The following is an 18,852-nucleotide window of genomic DNA, read 5'->3' on the forward strand; positions in this document are numbered from 1 at the left end:
GGGCGACAGTCGCCGGATCCCTCCTCCCCGGCGACGCGACAGGGGCGGGACCGCGTCGGTCCCGCCCCTGTCGTTCGTCCCGGCTCAGTCCTTGAGGACGCGCAGCGTGACCTGGCCGAGGTCGATCTCCTCGGGCAGGCCGGCGCCGGCGGGCGTGGCGTGCACGTCGATGGCGCTCATCCGCGGCCGCTCGTCCTGGACGAAGCGCACGGTCCGCGAGCCGAGCTCGACGATCGGCACGCCGTCCTTCTCCAGCACGGGCACGCGGAACACCGCGGCCCACCGCTCGGCCCGCGCCTGCGGGTCGGGCGTGGCGAGGTCGACCGCGACGACGTCGTCGATGTACGGGTCGGGCGACGGCGGGTGCTCGAGGTGGTCCCAGAACCACTCGTCGGCGTCGGGGATCTCGTCCAGCTCGACGAGCAGGCCCATGTCGCCCGGGTGCAGCTGGACGATGCGACGCCCGTACGCCTCGGCCTGGATGGCCAGGCGGACGCCGGCGGCCTCGATGGCCTCGAGGTGCGGGTCGAGGTCGGGGACCTGGACCGAGACGCAGTAGCCCGCGGTGCCGCCCACGCGGTCGAGCCACGCGTTGATGGACGCCTGCTCGTTCAGCGGGCCGACCAGCTCGAGGTGGGCCTGCGGCCCGACCGGGATGGTCTCGTCGGCCAGGTGCATCTCCTCCAGCAGCGGGTCGGGGAACCCGGGCTCGAGGTGGAACGTCTCGCGCAGCTCGCGGCTGGTCGCCTCGAGGTCGCGGGCGCCGATGACGACCTGGCGCAGGATCGGGAAGGGGTGGGTCATCCGATGGTCCTTTCGGCCGCGGCCCAGTGCGGGGCGCGCAGCTCTCGCTTGAGGATCTTCCCCGACGGGTTGCGGGGGAGCATGTCGATGACCTCCACGGAGGTCGGGCACTTGTAGTGGGCGAGGTGCTCGCGACAGAACGCCACGATCTCGTCGCTCGTCACGGTCTGGCCCTGCTTCGTCACGACGACGGCGTGCGGCGTCTCGCCCCAGCGCTCGGAGGGCACGCCGATGACGGCGACCTCCTGCACGGCCGGGTGCGCCATGAGGACGTTCTCGACCTCGGCCGGGTACACGTTCTCGCCGCCGGACACGATCATGTCCTTGAGCCGGTCCTTGAGGAACAGGTAGCCGTCCGCGTCGAGGTAGCCGGCGTCGCCCGTGCGGAACCAGTCACCGTCGAAGAACGCGCCCTCGGTGGCATCGGGGCGGCGCCAGTAGGAGCGCGTGACGTTCGCGCCGCGGACGACGACCTCGCCGACCTCGCCGGACGCGACGTCCTTGCCCTCCTCGTCGACGACGCGGACCTCGGTGCCGGGCACGGCGCGGCCGGCCGACTGCAGCTTGCTGTCGGCGCCCGTGACGTGGTCCTCGGGACGCAGGATCGTGGTGACGCCGATCGTCTCGGTCAGGCCGTAGCTCTGCGAGAGCTTCGCGCCGAAGATCTCCTGCGAGCGCAGCATGACGGTCTCGGAGATCGGCGAGCCACCGTAGACGAGGTGCTCGACGCTGGAGTAGTCCGCCGCGGCGGCCGCGGGGTTGGAGATCACCATCTGCATCACGGTCGGGACCATGATCACGTGGGTGGCGCGGTGCCCGACGAGCAGCCCGAGCATGCTCTGCGGGGTCACCTCCACGAACTGGATGATCTGGCCGCCGTGGGCCAGCGAGATGAGCGACCAGCCGCCCGCCGCGATGTGGTAGTACGGCGTCGGCACGAGGCTGACGGTGTCGGGGCCCACCTCGAACTGCGCGGAGAACGCCTCGACGGCGGCCAGCATCGCGTCCGACGTCGTGGTGACGCCCTTGGGCTTGCCCGTGGTGCCGGACGAGTACATGAGGGAGAGCAGGTCGTCGCCCGCCACGTCCTGGTGCGGGTCCTCGGTGGGCTGCGCCGCGAGCCACGCCTCGTAGGCCTGCCAGCCCTCGGGCACGGTCGGCTCGCCCTCCTGGGAGAACACCAGCCGCAGCCCGTCGAAGTCGGCCGGGACGAGTGAGGTCAGGTGGTCCTCGACCACGAGGACCGTGGGCTCGGCGTCCGAGAGGATCCACGCGATCTCGTCCGCCGCGAGGCGGAAGTTCAGCGGGACCACCGCGGGCCCGGCCTTCGCCGTCCCGAAGAACAGCTCCCAGAACTCGGTGCCGTTGCGGGCGAGGTAGGCGACGCGGTCGCCGCGCTCCAGTCCGTGGGCCAGGAGCCCCGCGGCGACCTGGTTGGTGCGGGTGTCGAGGTCGCCGTACGTGACGGTCCGTCCCTCGCCCACGATCGCGGGCGAGTCGCGGTGCGACCGGCTGCTCGCGCGGAGGAGGTCCGCGACGGTGCGTGCTCCGTTCATGCTGTTCCTTCTTCGGGTGTGGTCCGGTCCTCGGTGACCGGGACGATCGTGATGGTGCCCGTGACCAGCGGCTGACGGCACTGATCGCAGGCGAGGTGCGCGACGAAGTCCTCGCCGCACGCCGTGTGGGTCTGGACGAGCGCGGGACCCTCGGGCGAGACGAACCACTTCTCGGCCCAGTGCAGCGAGAGCGCGGTGACGGGGAAGAAGGCGCGACCCTTGTCGGTCAGGTGGTACTCGGGCCGGCCGGGGTGCCGGGCGTGCTGGCGGGACTCCAGCACCCCGAGTCCGACGAACGCGCGCAGGCGCTCGGCGATGAGGGTCGGGGGAGCGCCGAGCGCGGTCTCGAACTGGCTGAACCGGACCATGCCGCGGAACGCCGCGCCGATCAGGGCGGAGGACCACCGGTTCCCGAACAGCTCCAGGGTCTGGGGGTACTGCAGCGAGTCCTGGACCGAGTCGGGTCGCCGGCGCGTGGCCGACGCCGGGACCGAGCGCTCCCAGCTGCCGCTGGGTCCCCAGGCGGCGCGGATGTCCCGGGCCTCGACCGGGTCCCCGCACGCCCGACATGTCAGCAGGGGCGCGAACTCGGTGCCGCACGTGTCGTGGCGCCGGCGGGGGAGGGCCTCCCCGGCGGGTCCGGTCCAGCGGCGCTCCCACTCCCAGATGGCCAGCATCATCGGCCACAGGGTGCGGCTGCGGGCGGTCGGCAGGTACTCGGCGCGCAGGGGATTGGTCCGGTAGATGCGCCGCTCGAGCAGGCCGTGCTCGCTCAGCTGCGTCAGGCGGTGGGTCAGCACGGAGTTCGAGATGGGCATCGCCCGGCGGAACTCGCCGTAGCGGGTCAGCCCTCGGGAGGACTGGCCGAGGATCAGCAGCGACCACTCGTCGCCGAGCAGGCCCAGCATCCTCCCCACGGAGTTCGTGCCGCCCGGCTCGAGCAGCGTGGGTCCCCCGTCGGTCATCGGCCATCCCTCGAAGTCGTGCGGCTCCCCGCGTGGGGACTTGTCATCTGCGTCACACCGTACTACAACTAACGGAGTATCTCTATCAATCGAAGTGAGGATCCATGAGTCGAGCCCTGGACGGCCGCGTCGCTGTCGTCACCGGAGGCGGCAAGGGCCTGGGACGCGCGTTCGCGCTGCACCTGGCCGAGGCGGGAGCCGCCGTCGTCGTCAACAACCGCAACCGTCAGGTCGACGAGAACGGCCTCGGCCCTGCCGACCACGTGGTCGCGGAGATCCTCGCGAGCGGAGGGCGCGCCGTGGCCAACCACGACGACGTGGCCGACCCCGCGATCGGCGAGAGGCTGGTGGCCGACGCGCTCGAGCACTTCGGGCGGCTCGACGTCCTCGTCACGAGCGCCGCGGTCAGCGCGCCGCAGATGGCGCACAAGACCAGCGCCGAGAACTTCGGGCAGGTCATGGCGATCAACGTCACCGGCACCGTCCTGCCCGCGTCGGCCGCGATGGCCCACATGCGCCAGGCCGGCTTCGGCCGCGTCGTGCTGATCGCGTCCACCGCCGGACTGCACGGCGAGACCACCGTCTCGGCCTACGCCGCGAGCAAGGGCGCCGTCATCGCCTTCGGTCGCACCGCCGCCGTCGAGGGCGCGGGCAAGAACGTGCTCACGAACGTCGTGCTGCCGTACGCCACGACGCAGATGACCGAGGCGGGCATGGACCCGCGCCACGCCGACCGCATGCGCTCCGACCTCGTCGCGCCGCTCGTCACCGCGCTGTCCTCGCCCGAGAGCACGATCAACGGCCAGGTCGTCGTCGCCGCCGGCTCCGCGCTGCGCGCCGCCGACGCCGTCGAGTGGGGCACGGTCGGCTACGACGCCGACGAGCCCCTCGACCCGCCCGCCCTCGAGCAGCTGCTGGCACGGTCCCGAGAGGGCGAGCCGCACACGTTCACCCACGCCCAGGACGCCTTCCAGAGCCTCGCCGCGGACCTCGCCGCGAGCCCGACCCCGTAAGAAGAGGACGCATGTTCGACTACCCGTGGGGCGACTTCGCCCTCAACCTGCTCGTCACCGCCGGTGCCGTGGTGGTGTTCTTCGCGATCGTCATGGCGATCGCCCAGCTGGTGAACGACCACTCCATCATCGACATCACGTGGGGCCCGTCCTTCGTGGTCATCGCGGCCGTGTCGTGGCTGATGTCCGCCGGATCCGACGGCGACGACACCCGTCGCCTCATCGTCTTCGCGCTCACCGCGATCTGGGGCCTGCGACTGGGCCTCTACATCGGCAAGCGCAACATCGGCAAGGGCGAGGACCCGCGCTACACGGCACTGCTCCGCTCGCGCAAGGGCCGTCCGCTGATCCCGTTCCTCGTGAAGAAGATCTACGGCATGCAGGCCGTCCTTGCGTGGGTCGTGTCGATCCCCGTGCAGTTCGCGGTCTACGTCTCGCGCGGCGTCGACGCCCTCGTGATCGTCGCGATCGCGATCTGGACGATCGGCTTCCTCTTCGAGGCCGTCGGCGACTGGCAGCTCTCGCGCTTCAAGGCCGACCCGGCCAACGCCGGCAGGATCATGGACCGCGGCCTGTGGGCCTGGACGCGCCACCCGAACTACTTCGGCGACGCGTGCGTGTGGGTCGGCCTGTTCCTGCTGACGCTCGGCTCGCCGTGGGGCGTCCTCACGGTCTTCTCGCCGATCCTCATGACCTGGCTGCTGACCACCTTCAGCGGCGGCAAGCTCACCGAGAAGGGGATGCGCCGCAAGCGCGGCCCCGAGTTCGAGGCGTACGTCGCGCGCACGAGCTTCTTCTTCCCGCGGCCGCCGCGCAAGGTGGCCTCGGAGCCGAAGGCGTGACCACGTCGGTGGCCTCGCTCGGGTCGATCCTCGACCTGAGCGAGGCCGGCGACGGCGCCTGGATCGGTCACGGCGACGGCGTCGCGCTGCCGCAGCTCTACGGCGGCCAGCTCGTGGCGCAGTCGATCATGGCGGCCGGTCACACCGTGACGGGGCGCCTCGTCGACTCGCTGCACACGACGTTCCTGCGGCCCGGCCGGTCCGACCTGCCGATCCGCTTCGAGGTCGAGCACCTGCGCGACGGCCGGCAGTTCTCCACCCGCGTCGTCGACGCGGTCCAGGACGACCGGCTGATCTGCCGCTCCACGATCTCGCTCGTCGAGCCCCGCGAAGGTCTGTCCCACTCGCGTCGCCGTCCCGAGAGCCTCACCGCCGAGGCCAGCACCGAGCTGCGCGAGCTGGCCGCCGCCGACGGCGGCCTGGGGGAGTACTGGGAGGGGTTCAGCGCCGTCGAGGTGCGGATCTCGCCCGAGACCGAGGAGACCCCGCCCCACTCGGCCGCACCCGTGCAGAACATCTGGATGCGGGTCGCCGAGGACCTCGGGGACGACCCGCTCGTCCACCAGGCCGCCATCGGCTACGTCAGCGACCTCATGCTGATGTCGATGGCGGTCGCGCCGCACGGCCACCGTGCCGGGCGGGAGCGGTCGCTGGCCGAGCGCTGGAGCGCGGTCTCCCTCGACCACGGGCTCTGGTTCCACCACCCGGCGCGGGCCGACGACTGGCTGCTGTTCGAGCACGCCACGCCGACGGCCCACGCGGGTCGCTCCCTGATCGAGGCCGCCGTGTTCGGCGAGTCCGACGCCCAGGCGTGCCACGTCGTGCAGGAGGCTTTGGTGCGTGAGAACTGAGCCGAGCCCGCCCACGGGCTGCTACCGCCTCGTCGACCGCGGACCGGACGGTCAGGACGGCGTGCGCGAGGCCTTCGAGCCCACGTCCGCCGCGGGCAGCCCGTGGAGCGACGACCTCCAGCACGGCGGGCCCGTCGGCGCGGTGCTGACCCGGGCGATGCGCCTGCTCCCACAAGCCGCTCCCGGGCGCATCGCGCGCACGACCGTCGAGATCCTCGGACCGGTGGCCATGGCCCCGATCGAGGTCACGGCCTCGGTCGCGCGGCCCGGGCGCAAGATCGCACTGCTGTCGGCCGTGGCGTCCCAGCGCGGGCCGTCGGGGCTGCGGCCCGTGGCGCAGGCGTCGGCGTGGTGGCTGCGCACGCAGGACTCCTCCGACGTCGTCCACACACCGGACGCCCAGCCACCCGGCCCGACGCCGGCCGAGCTCGACCGCGGCGAGCTCGGCGTCCCCGCCAGCTGGCGGCGCGGCTTCGTCGGCTCGCTCGAGTGGGCCGTGCGCACCGGCATCGGACGGATCGACGGCCCGGCGATGGCCTGGGCGTCGATGCCCTACCCGCTCGTCGAGGGCGACACGGGTGACGAGCTCGAGCGCACGATCGCGATCGCGGACGCCGCCAGCGGCGTCGGCTCGCGGCTCGACCCCGCGGACTGGGTGTTCATGAACACCGAGCTCACGATCCACCTCGCCGACGCCCCCACGGGCGCCTGGACGGGACTCGTGGCGGAGAGCTGGATCGGCCAGGACGGCGTCGGTCTCAGCCAGGCGGTCCTGCACGACCTCACCCGTCCCGTCGGTCGCGTGGCCCAGACCCTCCTGCTCGAGCGCCGCTGACTGCCCGCCCACTTCTCCACTTCTGGAACGCGTTGCACCGTTCTCGTCCACGCAACGGTGCAACGCGTTCCAGAAGTGGGCCCGGGAGGTCGGACGGCGCGCAACGCCCCCGGAACGGCGAAGGCCGCGAGCCCCTCTCGGGACTCGCGGCCTTCGCGGCGTGAGGACTCAGCTCACTTCCAGCGCTCGCTGGCCGGGGTGAAGTCCAGCTGACGGGCACCGGTGTAGATCTGCTTCGGGCGGGCGATCTTCTGCTCCGGGTCGTCGACGAGCTCGAGCCACTGCGCCAGCCAGCCCGACGTGCGGGGGATGGCGAACAGGACCGTGAACATCTCCGGCGGGAACTGCAGCGCCTCGTAGATCAGGCCCGAGTAGAAGTCGACGTTGGGGTAGAGCTTGCGCTTGACGAAGTACTCGTCCTCGAGCGCGATCTTCTCCAGCTCCTGGGCGACCTCGAGCAGCGGGTTGACGCCCGTGACCTCGAAGACGTCGTCGCAGGCCTTCTTGATGATCGTGGCGCGCGGGTCGTAGTTCTTGTAGACGCGGTGACCGAAGCCCATGAGGCGCTCGTCGCCGTTCTTGACGCCCTCGATGAACGCCGGGACGTTCTCCTTGGTCTTGATGCGCTTGAGCATCTTCAGGACGGCCTCGTTGGCGCCACCGTGCAGCGGGCCGTAGAGGGCCGCGATGCCGGCGCTGACGGCCGAGTACGGGTCGACCTGGCTGGAGCCGACCGAGCGCACGGCGTTCGTCGACGCGTTCTGCTCGTGGTCGGCGTGCAGGATGAACAGCACCTCGAGGGCCTTGGCCAGACGCGGGTCCGGGTCGTACTTCGGCTCGCTCATCCGGAACAGCATCGAGAGGAAGTTCTCGGTGTACGACAGCTCGTTGTCGGGGTAGACGTACGGCTTGCCCTGCGCGTGGCGGAAGGACCAGGCGCCGAGGGTCGGCATCTTCGCGATCATGCGCACGATCTGCTCGTGGCGGATCTGCGGGTCCTTGATGTTGCGGGCCTCGGGGTAGAACGTCGACAGGGCGCCCACGCTCGACAGCAGCATGCCCATGGGGTGCGCGTCGTAGCGGAAGCCCTGCAGCTGGCTCTTGAGGTTCTCGTGCACGAACGTGTGGAACGTGATCTCGTGCACCCACTGGTCGTGCTGCTCCTTGGTGGGCAGCTCGCCGTGGATGAGGAGGTAGGCCACCTCGAGGTAGGTCGAGGACTCGGCCAGCTGCTCGATGGGGTAGCCGCGGTACTCCAGGATGCCCTTCTCGCCGTCGATGTAGGTGACGGCGGAACGGGTGGAGGCGGTGTTCGTGAAGCCCGGGTCGTAGACGGACAGGCCGGGGTCGTCGTCGGACTTGCCGATCTTGCCCAGGTCCGCGGCGCGGATGCTGCCGTCGGTGATCTCGACCTCGTACTCCTCGCCGGAGCGGTTGTCACGAATGGTCAGCGTCTGCTTGTCGGTCACGATGCGGGTCTCCTGTGACGTCAGAGAAGTAACGGTCGCGGGGGTGAGCGACCCACTCCAACCTAGTGTCCCCCGAGACGCTGCGCGAGAGCAGGGTCACGTTCGGCCGACCCGTTTTGACCAGCGGAGGGGTCGCCGGGTAATCTGGGGAGTCGTTGTGTTGCGGCACGTCCTGCGTGCTCACCAACGCGAGTCCCGACTTCACAGATTTCGATTTGCAGCGAGAAGGTCATCCGTGCGTACGTACAGCCCGAAGCCTGCTGACATCACCCGTCAGTGGCACGTCATCGATGCCGAGGACGTCGTCCTCGGCCGTCTCTCGGTTGCCGCGGCGACCCTCCTGCGTGGCAAGCACAAGCCCACGTACGCGCCCCACGTGGACGGTGGCGACTTCGTCATCATCGTCAACGCCGACAAGGTCGCGCTGTCGGGCAACAAGCGCACGGACAAGAACGTGTACCGCCACAGCGGTTACCCGGGCGGCCTGAAGCAGATCGCCTACGGCGACCTGCTCGAGAAGGACGCGCGCAAGGCGATCGAGAAGTCCGTGCGCGGCATGCTGCCGAAGAACCGCCTCGGCCGTCAGCTCATCACGAAGCTGAAGGTCTACGCCGGCCCGGATCACCCGCACGCCGCCCAGAAGCCCCAGCCGTTCGAGATCACGCAGATCTCCCAGTAAGCGAAAAGCGCAGGTTCATCGTGGCTGAGACCACCGAAGAGACGACCGAGTTCACCACCAACTCCGAGGGTGTCGCGTACACCTCCGAGTCCGCTGGCGCCGTCGGGACGACCGAGATCAACTCGATCATCGCCCCCGGCTCCGCGACCGGCCGCCGCAAGGAGGCCGTCGCCCGCGTGCGCATCGTGCCCGGCACCGGCGTCTGGACCGTCAACGGCAAGCCGCTCGAGGAGCACCTGCCCAACAAGCTGCACCAGCAGATCGCCAAGGAGGCGCTGGCCGTCACCGGCCTCGTCGACTCCTTCGACGTGATCGCTCGCGTCAGCGGTGGCGGCATGACCGGCCAGGCCGGCGCGCTGCGCCTCGGCGTGGCCCGTGCGCTCAACAACGTCGACGTCGACGTCAACCGTCCGACCCTCAAGAAGGCCGGCCTGCTGACGCGCGACTCGCGCATCAAGGAGCGCAAGAAGGCTGGTCTGAAGAAGGCCCGCAAGGCGCCGCAGTACAGCAAGCGCTGATCTGCCGGCGCGCATGGGCCGGATCTTCGGTACCGACGGCGTTCGGGGTCTGGCCAATCGGGACCTGACCGCCGAGCTCGCGGTCGACCTCTCGGTGGCCGCCGCCCACGTCCTGGGCGAGGCCGGTGCCTTCGCCGATCAGCGCCCCACGGCAGTCGTCGCCCGCGACACCCGCGCCTCCGGAGAATTCCTGGAGGCCGCGGTGGTCGCGGGTTTGGCGTCTGCGGGGGTCGACGTCCACCGCCTCGGCGTGGTCCCCACCCCGGGCGCGGCGTACCTGACCTCGTTCCTCGAGGCCGACATGGGCGTCATGATCTCCGCCAGCCACAACCCGATGCCCGACAACGGCATCAAGTTCCTGGCGCGCGGCGGGGTCAAGCTCGACGACGACATCGAGGCGGCGATCGAGCAGCGGCTCGAGGAGCCCTGGGACCGCCCCACCGGCGCCGACGTCGGTCGCGTCGGTGACAGCCACGCGGGCCTGGGCGCCTACGTGCGCCACCTGCTCGACACGCTGCCCGCGCGGCTCGACGGCCTGAAGGTCGTCCTCGACTGCGCCAACGGCGCCACCCACGAGGCCGCGCCCGACGCGTTCGCGCGCGCCGGCGCCGAGGTCGTCGCGATCCACGCCGAGCCCGACGGACTCAACATCAACCGCGACTGCGGCTCCACCCACCTCGGCGACCTCCAGCGCATCGTCGTCGAGCAGGGCGCCCACGTGGGCTTCGCCTTCGACGGCGACGCCGACCGCTGCCTGGCGGTCGACCAGAACGGCGAGGTCGTCGACGGCGACCAGATCCTCGCGATCCTGGCCCTGCGCGGCCAGCGCGAGGGCTCGCTCGCGCAGGACACCGTCGTGGCCACCGTCATGAGCAACGTCGGCTTCACCCGGGCCATGGAGGCCGCCGGCATCACGGTGCTGCGCACCGCCGTCGGTGACCGCTACGTGCTCGAGGCGATGCGCGAGGGCGGCTACACGCTCGGCGGCGAGCAGTCCGGCCACGTCATCATGAGCCGACACGCCACCACCGGCGACGGCACCCTCACGGCGCTTCAGCTGGCCGCCGAGATGGCCGAGTCCGGCCGCACGATGTCCGAGCTCGCCTCGGTCATGCAGCGGCTGCCGCAGGTGCTGGTCAACGTCGGCGGCGTCGACCGCGCCGGCGCCGCGCGCCACGAGGTCGTGCTGGCCGAGGTGAAGGCCGCCGAGGCGAGGCTCGGCGACTCCGGCCGCGTGCTGCTGCGCCCCTCGGGCACCGAGCCGCTCGTGCGCGTGATGGTCGAGGCGCCCACCTCGCAGGAGGCGCAGGACATCGCCGACCACCTCGCCGAGGTCGTCCGCACGCACCTCGCGATCTGACCGTGGTCACCGTCGAGGCCGGTGGGCTCGAGCGCGACGACGTGCACGCGCTGCTGGCCGAGCACCTGGCCGACATGTTCGCCACCAGCCCGGCCGAGAGCGTGCACGCGCTCGACCTCGGCGCGCTGCGGCACGAGGCGATCAGCTTCTTCACGGTGCGTGAGGACGGCCGCCTGCTGGGCTGCGGCGCGCTGAAGGACCTCGGCGGCGGTCACGGCGAGATCAAGTCGATGCGCACCACCGCCGCGGCTCGTGGCCGGGGCGTGGCCACCGCGATGCTCCAGCACCTGCTGGACACCGCGCGCGCCCGTGGCCTCGAAAGGCTGAGCCTCGAGACCGGCTCGGAGCCCTACTTCGCCGCCGCTCGCCGGCTGTACGTGCGCCACGGCTTCGAGGAGTGCGAGCCGTTCGCCGACTACGTCCCCGACCCGAACAGCGTCTTCCTGACCCGGGTCGTCTGACCTGTCGCTCGGCGCCCGTGCGGTGCGAGAATGCGCGCATGGGCGCGACCATCGAAGTCCTCGACCCCACCGACCACGGCAGCTTCGTGGAGTTCCACGACGTCTACCAGCGCTCGAACGAGCGCGACATCGACCAGCCGTGGTCGGCCGACGAGCTGCGGGTGATGCTCGTCGGCGACGCCTACGAGCGCTGTGACTCGCTGCTGCTGCGCGAGGGCGAGACGCCCGTCGCCGTGGCGCTCGCGGTGTTCCCCGAGCGCGACAACGCCTCCACCGCGTTCGTCGAGGTCTGGGTGCCGCCCGAGCTGCGTCGTCGCGGCCACGGCTCGGCGCTGCTGGAGCGGATCGAGCTGCGCGTGGCCGAGGACGGGCGCGACCAGATCCTCACCGAGACACTGCGGCCCATCGACGCCGAGACCGGATCGGGCCGCGAGTTCATGCTGGCCCGGGGCTACGCGCCGGACACGACGAACGTGCAGCGCGAGCTGCGACTGCCGGCCGACGTGCCGCCGGCGGATCCGCGCGACGGCTACACGCTCGCCGGCTGGCGAGGCAGCCCGCCGCGGGAGTGGCTCGACCAGTACGCGCGGCTCCGGTCGCTGCTCAACCAGGAGGCGCCGTCGGGCGAGGTCACGCTGGAGAACGAGTTCTGGGACGCCGATCGGCTGCTGCACGAGGTCGAGCAGTGGAAGCGGCAGCGCCGCGTCGCGCACACGGTCGTCGCGGTGGCGCCCGACGGCTCGCTCGCGGGCCACACGCAGCTGCTGTTCCCGCACGAGACGCCCGAGGTCTACCAGTGGGACACGCTCGTCCTGCCCGAGCACCGCGGCCACGGCCTGGGCCTCTCCCTCAAGCGCCAGGCCATGCGCGACGCGAGCGACCTGCTCGCCGGCCGTGGCCGCATCGTCACGTGGAACGACGCCCAGAACGTCAACATGATCGCGGTCAACGAGGAGCTCGGCTACCGCGCCACCGCGTGGGCCGACCAGTGGGTCAAGCACCTCGCCTGACGCCGAGTGGGCGGTGAGCTGTCAACCCGTCCTGCCTCAGGCCGGTGCGTCATCAACCTCACGAGGTCCGGTTGCGGTTGATCACTCACCGCCACCTGGCGGGATGGGTTGACCCCTCACCGCTTCCCACGGGGTCAGAGCTTGCGGAGCCGGACCCACTGCACGCTGTGGTCGGCGGACTTGCGCAGCACGAGGTCTGCGCGGCCGCGCGTGGTGGCCACGTTCTCGCGCAGGTTGGGCCAGTTGATCGTGTCCCACAGCTCCTCGGCGCGCGTGACGGCCTCGGCGTCGGTCAGCGTGCTGTAGCGGTGGAAGTACGACGCGGGATCGGCGAACGCGGTCTCGCGCAGGCGCAGGAAGCGACTGATGTACCAGCGCCGGATGTCGCGGCTGTTCGCGTCGACGTAGATCGAGAAGTCGAAGAAGTCGCTGATCGCCAGGCCGGGGGAGCCGTCGCCGCGCAGCCGCGGGGGAGCGAGCACGTTGAGGCCCTCGACGATGAGGATGTCGGGGCGCTTGAGCGAGACGGTCGCGTCGGTGCGGTCGTAGGTCAGGTGGTCGTAGACCGGCGCCTCGATGTGCTCGGCGCCGCTCTTGGCCTGCATGACGAAGCGCAGCAGCGCCTTGCGGTCGTACGACTCGGGGAAGCCCTTGCGGTGCATGATGCCGCGGCGCTCGAGCTCGGCGTTCGGCAGCAGGAACCCGTCGGTGGTGACCAGCGCGACGTGCGCGTGGTCGTCGTGCTGGGCCAGCAGGTCGCGCAGCAGGCGCGCGGTGGTGGACTTGCCCACGGCCACCGAGCCGGCCAGGCCGATGATGAACGGCACCCGGTCAGGCTGCGGGTCGCCGAGGAACCGCTCGGTCGCCCGGTAGAGCGCCTCGGCCAGCCGCACGCGCAGGCTGATCAGCTGCGTGAGGGGCACGTAGACCTGCTGCACCTCGTCGAGGTCGAGCTCCTCGCCGAGGCCGCGTACGCGCTCGATCTCCTCGCCGGACATCGGCTGCACGGCGTCGCGCGCCAGCTCGGCCCACGCCTTGCGTTCCAGCTCCACGTACGGGGAGGAGTCGCGTGACATACCGACCATTGTTGCCAGCGGTGCCGCCAACCGCGCAGTCGGTACCCTGAACCCATGTGTGGAATCGTCGGATACGTGGGCCATCGCCAGGCGCTGGACGTCGTCATGGGTGGACTGCGACGCCTGGAATACCGCGGCTACGACTCCACCGGAGTGGGGGTCGTCGACGGTGAGCGGATCGCCTGGGCCAAGAAGGCCGGCAAGCTCGCCAACCTCGACGCCGAGCTCGAAGAGCACGAGCTCCCCGCCTCCACCACGGGCATCGGCCACACCCGCTGGGCCACCCACGGTGGACCCACCGACGCCAACGCGCACCCGCACCTCGCGCCCGACGAGCGTGTCGCGGTCGTGCACAACGGCATCATCGAGAACTTCATGGAGCTGCGCTCCGAGCTCGAGGACGAGGGCTACGAGTTCGCCTCCGAGACGGACACCGAGGTCGTCGTCCACCTCGTGCACCGCGAGCTCCAGCAGCAGGACGACCTCTCCGAGGCCGTGCGCGCGGTCTGCCGCCGCCTCGAGGGCGCCTTCACGCTGGTCTTCTCCGACGCCCTGAACCCCGACGTGGTGGTCGGCGCCCGCCGCAACTCCCCGCTGGTCGTCGGCCGGGGCGAGGGCGAGAACTTCCTCGGCTCCGACGTGGCCGCCTTCATCGACTACACGGCGCAGGCCATCGAGCTGGGCCAGGACCAGGTCGTCACGATCACGAAGGACGCGATCGAGGTCACCGACTTCGACGGCAACACCGCCCCCACCACCGAGTACACCGTGGACTGGGACGTCACGGCCGCCGAGAAGGGTGGCTACGACTGGTTCATGACCAAGGAGATCGAGGAGCAGCCGAAGGCCGTGGCCGACACGCTCCTCGGCCGCATGACCACCGACGGTCGTCTCCAGCTCGACGAGATGCGCCTGTCGGACGACGAGCTGCGCGAGATCGACAAGATCATCATCATCGCGTGCGGCACGGCCTCCTACGCGGGCCTCGTGGCGAAGTACGCGATCGAGCACTGGACCCGCATCCCCTGCGAGGTCGAGCTGGCGTCGGAGTTCCGCTACCGCGACCCGATCATCGACCGCTCCACGCTCGTCGTCGCGATCAGCCAGTCCGGCGAGACGATGGACACCCTCATGGCCATCCGGTACGCGCGTCAGCAGCGCGCCCGCGTGCTGTCGATCTGCAACACCAACGGGTCCACGATCCCGCGCGAGTCCGACGCCGTGATCTACACGCACGCCGGCCCCGAGGTCGCCGTCGCGTCCACGAAGGGCTTCCTGTCGCAGGTCGTGGCCTGCTACCTCCTGGGCCTCTACCTCGCTCAGGTCAAGGGTGCGAAGTACGGCGACGAGATCACGCACATCATCGACGAGCTCCACGAGATCCCTGCGAAGGTGCAGCGGATGCTCGACGAGGCCGAGCAGGTCAAGAAGCTCGCGGCCGAGCTCGTCGACCGGCGCTCGTTCCTGTTCCTGGGTCGCCACGTCGGCTTCCCGGTCGCGCTCGAGGGCGCGCTCAAGCTCAAGGAGCTGGCCTACGTCCACGCCGAGGGCTTCGCCGCGGGCGAGCTCAAGCACGGCCCCATCGCGCTGGTCGAGCAGGGGCTGCCGATGTTCGTCGTCGTGCCGCCCCGGGCCCGCGACCAGCTGCAGGAGAAGATCGTCAGCAACATCCAGGAGGTCCGGGCGCGCGGCGCCTACACGATCGTCCTGGTCGAGGACGGCGACGACACCGTGGTGCCGTTCTCCGACGTGGTCATCCGGCTGCCGAAGGTGCCCACGCTGCTCCAGCCGCTCGTGGCCACCGTCCCGCTGCAGATCTTCGCGTGCGAGCTGGCCGAGCTGCTCGGCCACGACGTCGACCAGCCGCGCAACCTGGCCAAGTCCGTCACGGTCGAGTGAGCTGATGCTGACCGCCCACACCGTCGCGCAGGTGCGCGCGGCGGAGGAGGTCGCCGCGGCCGACGCCGGGTGGGACGAGCTCATGCGGCGCGCCGCCGCAGGGCTCGCGCAGCACGTCGCGCGGGCCGTGCCCGCCACCGAGACGCTCGTCGTCCTCGTCGGGCCGGGCAACAACGGCGGCGACGCCCTGTTCGCGGCCGCCCACCTGTGCCGGGAGGGCCGGCGCGTGAACCTGTGCCTGCTCGACGAGGCCAAGGCTCACCCCGCCGGGCTCGCCGCCGCCCGCGAGGCCGGCGCGCAGATGGTCGACCGGCCCGAGGGCCACCGCCACGTCGTGGACGCGATCTTCGGCATCGGCGCGCGTCCCGGGCTCGCGGGCACGGCCGCCGCGTGGGCGGAGTGGATCGAGCGCGAGCGTCCCTTCGTCGTCGCGGTCGACGTGCCGTCCGGGATCGGCGTCGACGACGGCCGGCTCGACGGGCCCGCGATCCGCGCCGACCTCACCGTCACGTTCGCCACCGCCAAGCACGGCCTGCTGCTCGGTCCCGCGTCGGCGCTCGCCGGCCGGGTGGAGGTCGTGGACATCGGGCTCGACCTCGCGGGCGAGCCCGCGCTCGAGGCGCTCGACGCCGGCGACGGCGCGCGGTTCCGCGACGCGATCGTCCCCGGTCACGACGCCCACAAGTACACGCGCGGCGTGCTCGGCGTCAGGGCCGGCTCCCCGCAGTACGCCGGCGCCGCCCACCTCTGCGTCGCGGGCGCCCAGGCCGGACCCGCCGGGATGATCCGCTTCGTCGGCGCCCAGGACCTCGCCCGCCGGGTCGTCGACCGCGCGCCCGAGATCGTGGCGCGCCGCGGTCGCGTGCAGGCGTGGGTCGTGGGCTCGGGCGGCGAGGACTCGCCGGTCCCGCTCGCCTCGGCCCTGCGCGACGAGGTGCCGATCGTGGTCGACGCCACCGCCCTGCACCACCTGCCGCAGTCCTTCGAGGTCGACGCGCTGCTGACCCCGCACGCGGGCGAGCTCGCCGCGGTGCTCGGCGTCGACCGCGAGGCCGTGGAGGCCGATCCCCTCCGGCACGCCCGCGAGGCCGCTGAGCGGTACACGGCCACGGTGCTGCTCAAGGGGCCGCGCACGCTCGTCGTCGCGCCCGACGGCCGCACCCGCGTGAACCTCTCGGGAACGCCCTGGCTCGGCACGGCCGGTGCGGGCGACGTGTTGGCGGGGTTCATCGGCTCCTTGCTCGCGACGGGCCTCGACGCGTTCGACGCCGGCTCGGTCGGTGCGCTGCTGCACGGACTGGCGGCCGAGCGACTCCGCGGCCCCCTCGTCGCCTCCGACGTCGCCCGTGAGCTGGGGTCCGTCCTGCACGACTTCTGCGAGCCGCGTCGCCCCGGCGACGGGGAGGGTGAGCGCCCGTGACCGCCAACGCCGAGCTCGTGGTCGACCTCGACCGGTACCGCGCCAACCTCGCGGTGCTGCGCTCTTACGCGCCCGACGCGCTCCAGATGGCCGTCGTGAAGGCGAACGCATACGGCCACGGGATGGTGCCGATGGCGCGCGCGGCGCGCGAGTCGGTCGACTGGCTCGGCGTCGCGACGCCCGCCGAGGCGCTCGAGCTCCGCGTCGCCGGCGACCGCGGCCCGCTGCTGTGCTGGCTCGCCGTACCGGGTGCGCCCTTCGCCGAGCTCGTCGCGGCCGGCGTGGAGGTCACGGCCTCCGGCGTCGACCAGCTCGAGGCGATCGCCGCCGCCGGCGACCGTCCGCGCGTGCAGCTGAAGGTCGACACGGGCCTCTCGCGCAACGGCGCCTTCGGTCCGCAGTGGGACGAGCTCGTCGCGGCCGCCGCGCGCCTCCAAGCCGCCGGGAGCATCGAGGTCACGGGCATCTGGTCGCACTTCGCGAGCGCCGACGAGCCCGGCCACCCGGCCAACGACCAGCAGGAGGCGGTGTTCCGCGCCGCGGTCGACCAGCTCGCCGCGGCGGGCGTCGAGCCGGGGCTGCGGCACCTGGCGAACTCCGCCGCGGGCCTGACCCGACCCTCCTCGCACTTCGACCTCGTCCGCTGGGGCATCGCGTCGTACGGCATCGACCCCGACCCGGCCGTCCCCGCGCCCGGCGTCACCCCGGTGCTCACCGCGCGCACCGTCCTGGCGAACGTGAAGCGGGTGCCCGCTGGCGCCTCGGTGTCCTACGGCTGGCGCTGGACCGCCGACCACGAGACCACGCTCGGCCTCGTCCCGGTGGGGTACGGCGAGGGCATCCACCGCACCGCCTCCAACCGCGCCGAGGTGGGGTTCGCCGGGAGCCGGGCGCCCGTCCGTGGCACGATCTGCATGGACCAGTTGGTCGTCGACCTGGGCGACCGACCCGCCCGGATCGGCGATCCGGTCACGCTGTTCGGGTCCGGCGACGACGGCGAGCCGACGGCGCAGGACTGGGCGGACGCGGCGGGCACGATCGCCTACGAGATCGTCACCCGACTCGCCGGACGCTGGTCCCGGACCTACCGAGGAGAGCGATGACATCGGTCGCAGGACGCGTCGCCGCCACCGCGGGCGCCTTCGCCGCAGCGGGAGTCGCCGGCGCCGCCGCCACGGTCCTGAAGAACCGCAAGACCGAGCAGCGGCGCCTCCAGCGCGGCGAGGAGGTCGAGTTCGGCTCGGTCCGCGGCGACTCGTACTACGTCTCGGCGGCCGACGACGTCCCGATCCACGTGGAGGTCGACGAGGGTCCCGGGCCCACGATCGTCTTCCTCCACGGCTGGATGTGCGACCTCGACACGTGGCACTTCCAGCGCCTCGCGCTGCGTGGCCACGCCCGCCTCGTCTTCATGGAGCACCGCTCGCACGGTCGCTCGGGCCGCAGCGGCCCCCGCAACTCCTCGCTGCACGACATGGCCGACGACGTCCGCCGCGTGCTGGACGCCCACGCGGCCGAGGGGCCCGTGGTGCTCGTCGGCCACTCGATGGGCGGCATGGCCCTCATGCAGCTCGCGCAGCTACAGCCCGACCTGTTCGACGACCGCGTCCGCGGCGTCGTCCTCATCAGCACCAGCGCCGGCAAGCTCATGCGCCGCAGCCCCGCCCTGCGCTTCGTGATGCCGCTGGCCAAGGCCGCCACCCCGGTGCTCGACTGGGGTCGGGAGTTCAACAGCTTCTCGATCATCCGCCGCTGGGCGTTCGGGCCGCACGCGCAGCCCGCCGTGGTCGACATGGCCGACGAGATGATCCTGCGCGCGCCCACCACCGTGGTGCTGAACTTCTACGACAACTTCGTCGAGCTCGACCTCGGCGCCGGGCTGGAGACGATCTCGCGCTGCCGGACCTCGGTCGTGTGCGGCACGAAGGACGTCATGACGCCGTTCGGTCACAGCCGCTGGCTCGCCCGGCACATCGCCGGGGCCGAGCTCGTCCCCGTCAACGACGCCGGCCACATGGTGATGCTGGAGGAGCACGAGCAGGTGACCGAGGCGATCGAGCGCGTCCTGAAGGACATCGCATGAGCGAGCGTCGA

The 18,852-nt window shown here is 71.6% G+C and carries 18 protein-coding genes; 13 read left to right on the top strand and 5 right to left on the bottom strand.

Going from position 1 to position 18,852, the window contains the following annotated elements:
- Positions 1-84: 84 nt before the first annotated feature.
- Genes BJ975_RS01470 through BJ975_RS01480 form a run of 3 tightly spaced genes read right to left on the bottom strand, consistent with a single transcriptional unit; the run spans position 85 to position 3,325 of the window.
- Positions 85-804, bottom strand: coding sequence for a VOC family protein (locus BJ975_RS01470; RefSeq protein ID WP_179422953.1), 720 nt, complete (start codon positions 802-804; stop codon positions 85-87).
- Positions 801-2,360: a long-chain-fatty-acid--CoA ligase gene (locus BJ975_RS01475; protein ID WP_179422955.1), complete on the bottom strand. Its 1,560-nt coding sequence runs from the start codon at positions 2,358-2,360 to the stop codon at positions 801-803. Before BJ975_RS01475 ends, BJ975_RS01470 begins: the two co-directional genes overlap by 4 nt.
- Positions 2,357-3,325, bottom strand: a complete 969-nt coding sequence (locus tag BJ975_RS01480) for a winged helix-turn-helix transcriptional regulator (protein ID WP_179422957.1) — start codon at positions 3,323-3,325, stop codon at positions 2,357-2,359. The genes BJ975_RS01475 and BJ975_RS01480 overlap by 4 nt, the downstream gene beginning before the upstream one ends.
- A 104-nt stretch (positions 3,326-3,429) precedes the next feature.
- Between BJ975_RS01480 and BJ975_RS01485 the strand changes: the two genes are divergently transcribed.
- From BJ975_RS01485 to BJ975_RS01500, 4 genes are read left to right on the top strand one after another with little or no spacing between them, the layout of a single operon-like run.
- Complete coding sequence (locus BJ975_RS01485) at positions 3,430-4,338, top strand: SDR family NAD(P)-dependent oxidoreductase (RefSeq protein WP_179422959.1); 909 nt, start codon at positions 3,430-3,432, stop codon at positions 4,336-4,338.
- Positions 4,339-4,349: 11 nt separating this feature from the next.
- Positions 4,350-5,180, top strand: a complete 831-nt coding sequence (locus BJ975_RS01490; protein WP_179422961.1) for a DUF1295 domain-containing protein — start codon at positions 4,350-4,352, stop codon at positions 5,178-5,180.
- Entirely contained in the window at positions 5,177-6,031 is an 855-nt protein-coding gene (locus BJ975_RS01495) for an acyl-CoA thioesterase (protein WP_179422963.1), read from the top strand. Before BJ975_RS01490 ends, BJ975_RS01495 begins: the two co-directional genes overlap by 4 nt.
- Positions 6,021-6,866: a thioesterase family protein gene (locus BJ975_RS01500; protein ID WP_179422966.1), complete on the top strand. Its 846-nt coding sequence runs from the start codon at positions 6,021-6,023 to the stop codon at positions 6,864-6,866. Before BJ975_RS01495 ends, BJ975_RS01500 begins: the two co-directional genes overlap by 11 nt.
- A gap of 173 nt (positions 6,867-7,039) precedes the next feature.
- Here the strand turns inward: BJ975_RS01500 and BJ975_RS01505 are convergent, their stop codons facing one another.
- A complete protein-coding gene (locus BJ975_RS01505; RefSeq protein ID WP_179422967.1) occupies positions 7,040-8,335 on the bottom strand; it encodes a citrate synthase in 1,296 nt (431 codons plus the stop codon).
- A gap of 235 nt (positions 8,336-8,570) precedes the next feature.
- Between BJ975_RS01505 and rplM the strand changes: the two genes are divergently transcribed.
- From rplM to BJ975_RS01530, 5 genes are read left to right on the top strand one after another with little or no spacing between them, the layout of a single operon-like run.
- Positions 8,571-9,014: a 50S ribosomal protein L13 gene (rplM, locus tag BJ975_RS01510; protein ID WP_179422969.1), complete on the top strand. Its 444-nt coding sequence runs from the start codon at positions 8,571-8,573 to the stop codon at positions 9,012-9,014.
- Positions 9,015-9,034: 20 nt separating this feature from the next.
- Positions 9,035-9,532, top strand: coding sequence for a 30S ribosomal protein S9 (gene rpsI, locus BJ975_RS01515; protein WP_179422971.1), 498 nt, complete (start codon positions 9,035-9,037; stop codon positions 9,530-9,532).
- Between the two features lie 13 nt (positions 9,533-9,545).
- Complete coding sequence (gene glmM, locus BJ975_RS01520) at positions 9,546-10,892, top strand: phosphoglucosamine mutase (protein WP_179422973.1); 1,347 nt, start codon at positions 9,546-9,548, stop codon at positions 10,890-10,892.
- Positions 10,893-10,894: 2 nt separating this feature from the next.
- Positions 10,895-11,353, top strand: a complete 459-nt coding sequence (locus tag BJ975_RS01525) for a GNAT family N-acetyltransferase (RefSeq protein ID WP_317628224.1) — start codon at positions 10,895-10,897, stop codon at positions 11,351-11,353.
- Positions 11,354-11,391: 38 nt separating this feature from the next.
- A complete protein-coding gene (locus BJ975_RS01530) occupies positions 11,392-12,363 on the top strand; it encodes a GNAT family N-acetyltransferase (protein ID WP_179422975.1) in 972 nt (323 codons plus the stop codon).
- A 134-nt stretch (positions 12,364-12,497) separates the two neighbouring features.
- Here the strand turns inward: BJ975_RS01530 and coaA are convergent, their stop codons facing one another.
- Entirely contained in the window at positions 12,498-13,448 is a 951-nt protein-coding gene (gene coaA, locus BJ975_RS01535; protein ID WP_179422977.1) for a type I pantothenate kinase, read from the bottom strand.
- 45 nt (positions 13,449-13,493) lie between these two features.
- Between coaA and glmS the strand changes: the two genes are divergently transcribed.
- Genes glmS through BJ975_RS01555 form a run of 4 tightly spaced genes read left to right on the top strand, consistent with a single transcriptional unit; the run spans position 13,494 to position 18,841 of the window.
- Positions 13,494-15,338 (top strand): glutamine--fructose-6-phosphate transaminase (isomerizing), encoded by a 1,845-nt coding sequence (gene glmS / locus BJ975_RS01540; RefSeq protein WP_179422979.1) that lies wholly within the window; start codon positions 13,494-13,496, stop codon positions 15,336-15,338.
- Between the two features lie 4 nt (positions 15,339-15,342).
- Positions 15,343-16,758: an NAD(P)H-hydrate epimerase gene (locus BJ975_RS01545; protein WP_179422981.1), complete on the top strand. Its 1,416-nt coding sequence runs from the start codon at positions 15,343-15,345 to the stop codon at positions 16,756-16,758.
- Entirely contained in the window at positions 16,755-17,861 is a 1,107-nt protein-coding gene (gene alr / locus BJ975_RS01550) for an alanine racemase (RefSeq protein WP_179422983.1), read from the top strand. Before BJ975_RS01545 ends, alr begins: the two co-directional genes overlap by 4 nt.
- Positions 17,858-18,841 carry an alpha/beta fold hydrolase gene (locus BJ975_RS01555; RefSeq protein WP_179422985.1) on the top strand — a complete coding sequence of 328 codons (984 nt, stop codon included), beginning with the start codon at positions 17,858-17,860 and terminating at the stop codon, positions 18,839-18,841. Before alr ends, BJ975_RS01555 begins: the two co-directional genes overlap by 4 nt.
- The last annotated feature ends 11 nt before the right edge of the window (positions 18,842-18,852 follow it).

The sequence above is a fragment of the Aeromicrobium tamlense genome, assembly GCF_013408555.1.
Taxonomy (GTDB): domain Bacteria; phylum Actinomycetota; class Actinomycetes; order Propionibacteriales; family Nocardioidaceae; genus Aeromicrobium; species Aeromicrobium tamlense.

Bases quoted from the DNA above. Each gene is read 5' to 3' on its own strand.
- BJ975_RS01470 (WP_179422953.1), bottom strand. From the start codon at position 804: ATGACCCACCCCTTCCCGATCCTGCGCCAGGTCGTCATCGGCGCCCGC.
- BJ975_RS01475 (WP_179422955.1), bottom strand. From the start codon at position 2,360: ATGAACGGAGCACGCACCGTCGCGGACCTCCTCCGCGCGAGCAGCCGG.
- BJ975_RS01480 (WP_179422957.1), bottom strand. From the start codon at position 3,325: ATGACCGACGGGGGACCCACGCTGCTCGAGCCGGGCGGCACGAACTCC.
- BJ975_RS01485 (WP_179422959.1), top strand. From the start codon at position 3,430: ATGAGTCGAGCCCTGGACGGCCGCGTCGCTGTCGTCACCGGAGGCGGC.
- BJ975_RS01490 (WP_179422961.1), top strand. From the start codon at position 4,350: ATGTTCGACTACCCGTGGGGCGACTTCGCCCTCAACCTGCTCGTCACC.
- glmM (WP_179422973.1), top strand. From the start codon at position 9,546: ATGGGCCGGATCTTCGGTACCGACGGCGTTCGGGGTCTGGCCAATCGG.
- BJ975_RS01530 (WP_179422975.1), top strand. From the start codon at position 11,392: ATGGGCGCGACCATCGAAGTCCTCGACCCCACCGACCACGGCAGCTTC.
- coaA (WP_179422977.1), bottom strand. From the start codon at position 13,448: ATGGTCGGTATGTCACGCGACTCCTCCCCGTACGTGGAGCTGGAACGC.
- glmS (WP_179422979.1), top strand. From the start codon at position 13,494: ATGTGTGGAATCGTCGGATACGTGGGCCATCGCCAGGCGCTGGACGTC.
- BJ975_RS01545 (WP_179422981.1), top strand. From the start codon at position 15,343: ATGCTGACCGCCCACACCGTCGCGCAGGTGCGCGCGGCGGAGGAGGTC.
- BJ975_RS01555 (WP_179422985.1), top strand. From the start codon at position 17,858: ATGACATCGGTCGCAGGACGCGTCGCCGCCACCGCGGGCGCCTTCGCC.